The following is a 2389-nucleotide window of genomic DNA, read 5'->3' on the forward strand; positions in this document are numbered from 1 at the left end:
GCTTTGCAGACTCTAAACAAAATCATGGGTATCGGTTTGCACAATATAGAGGAGTAGCCAAGATGCAGCAGTACACTTGGTTATCTTGTGCTGCCCAAAACATGAAAAAAATGGCAATTTTACTCACGAGAGATAGCCATTTTTTACAATATAGTTCTTTATTTATCATTTTTAAATGCAAAATCCAACGTATTTTTCAAAACTGGAGAAATACGTTGGATTTTTTATCGCTATTGTCAACAGTCTGAAAAATAACCGTATGCACGGTTATTTTTTTTGAACAGCATGAATTGCATCAACAAATATTTTTTTTGTAAAATAGCCATTTTGTAATAAATAGCTAAATTGTTCAACATTCGTCACTAATTCTTGATAACGTTGCTCCGTCATTTCCGAAAGAACATGATTTAATTCTTCTAGGGAATCCACAATAATCCCCAATCCATTCTCTTCGATAAGTTGTTGATTAGAAATACCTTTTTTAGCAATAATCGGAATACCTGCAGATAAATATGTGCTTAATTTATAAGATAGACACATTGTCATATATCGACTGACATTCTCCTGTTCAGACCACACTAAACCAAACCCACCTTCAGATAAAGCTAATAATAGTTGATCTCGATTGTGCCATCCTCTAAATTGAACATTAACACCCTCTTTTAATTCGGCATTAGAGCCATATAACTGCAAAACATAGTCTAAATGCCAGTTATTACAAAACTCAAACTTACGTGCTTCTCCTGCAAAATGAACAATTTTCTTAAAACTAGGCTTATTCAATGTTAAGTGGTGTGTAAAATCCCATATGTGTTGGAAAATAACATGCTCATTTTTTAATCCAGCTTCTTTTAAACGTTCGTACATCTTAGCAGTTGGTAAAATCAATGCATCAGCTAAATTGAATAATTCTATTGTTTCATCCATTAAATAATAATTACCGTCAAACATCAATGGAATGACATCATGAACAAAAATAATCAATTTTAAGCGATTATATAATTTTAATTTATAAATCAATTTTTTATCAAATTCCATACCATTCCAAGTTGGAAATTGGACGAATACAATATCTTGATGAGAGATACCTGCCACAATCCCATCCAATCGTTTGCTTAATTCTGATTCTGAATCAACAGAAACAGGATAAGCATAAATAGATAATTCATTAAACCCCATATCTCGTGCAACCGATGCTATCATTTGTTGTGCATTTTGAGCAGTACTAATACTGGCATGCCCGTGCAAACTTGTTATATGAACTCTCATATTTTATCTCCTTCTCATTATCTTCTGTATATTATCATAAAAATACTGTAACACATTTTTCAGATAATGTCTTATATTTACTTAAAAAGAGAGTAGGCCTACCTACTCTCTTTTATGACATTTTTAATCTAAAGGTTCCTCTGCTTCTCTTTTCTTTTTAGCAGCGATTAAACCTGCACCACCAAGTAACATACCTACACCTAATAATCCAGCACTTTGATCTTTTTGTCCCGTATGAGGTAATACTTGTTGTACTTTATCAGCCATTTCTGACATAGTTGTAGTACCACTATTATCTAACATACTTGAAGCACCATCTGCATTCTCTGGAGTTTCTGATCCGACTAAAATCAATAGAGGTTTATCTGAAATGCCTGGAATAATACCTGTGTTATGGTTATTACCCCCTGATATTTCACTCATTGATAAGCTTTCACTTGTACTTAGTGACTCACTTGTTGATAGGCTTTCACTTGTACTCAATGACTCACTTGTTGATAAGCTTTCACTTGTGCTTAATGACTCACTCGTTGACAAGCTTTCACTTGTACTTAAGGATTCACTTGTTGATAGGCTTTCGCTTGTACTTAAGGATTCACTCGTTGATAAGCTTTCACTTGTGCTTAATGACTCACTTGTTGATAGGCTTTCGCTTGTACTTAAGGATTCACTTGTCGATAAGCTTTCACTTGTGCTTAATGACTCACTTGTTGACAAGCTTTCACTTGTACTTAAGGATTCACTTGTTGATAGGCTTTCACTTGTACTTAAGGATTCACTTGTTGATAAGCTTTCGCTTGTGCTTAATGACTCACTTGTTGATAGGCTTTCACTTGTACTCAATGACTCACTTGTTGATAAGCTTTCACTTGTGCTTAAGGATTCACTCGTCGATAAGCTTTCGCTTGTGCTTAATGATTGGCTCGTCGATAAGCTTTCGCTTGTGCTTAATGATTGGCTCGTCGATAGGCTTTCGCTTGTGCTTAATGACTCACTTGTTGATAAGCTTTCGCTTGTACTTAATGACTCACTTGTTGATAGGCTTTCGCTTGTACTTAGTGACTCACTTGTTGACAAGCTTTCACTTGTACTTAAGGATTGACTTGTTGATAGGCTTTCA

3 protein-coding genes are annotated in these 2389 nt (G+C 34.6%); 1 reads left to right on the forward strand and 2 read right to left on the reverse strand.

Annotated features, from left to right (window positions below; translation table 11 throughout):
• Positions 1 to 248 (forward strand): transposase (locus GMA11_RS09120; RefSeq protein ID WP_205422934.1); only part of this gene is annotated, 248 nt, incomplete at its 5' end.
• Positions 249 to 267: 19 nt separating this feature from the next.
• Here the strand turns inward: GMA11_RS09120 and GMA11_RS09125 are convergent.
• Both GMA11_RS09125 and GMA11_RS09130 read right to left on the reverse strand, forming a co-directional pair.
• The gene (locus tag GMA11_RS09125) at positions 268 to 1269 is read right to left on the reverse strand and encodes a sugar transferase (RefSeq protein WP_163546805.1); all 1002 of its coding nucleotides are present in this window, start codon (positions 1267 to 1269) and stop codon (positions 268 to 270) included.
• A 123-nt stretch (positions 1270 to 1392) separates the two neighbouring features.
• On the reverse strand, positions 1393 to 2389 hold a 997-nt coding region (locus GMA11_RS09130; RefSeq protein WP_163546806.1), incomplete at its 5' end, for an LPXTG cell wall anchor domain-containing protein.

It is taken from the genome of Granulicatella sp. zg-ZJ, assembly GCF_010892355.1.
Classification (GTDB): domain Bacteria; phylum Bacillota; class Bacilli; order Lactobacillales; family Aerococcaceae; genus WM01.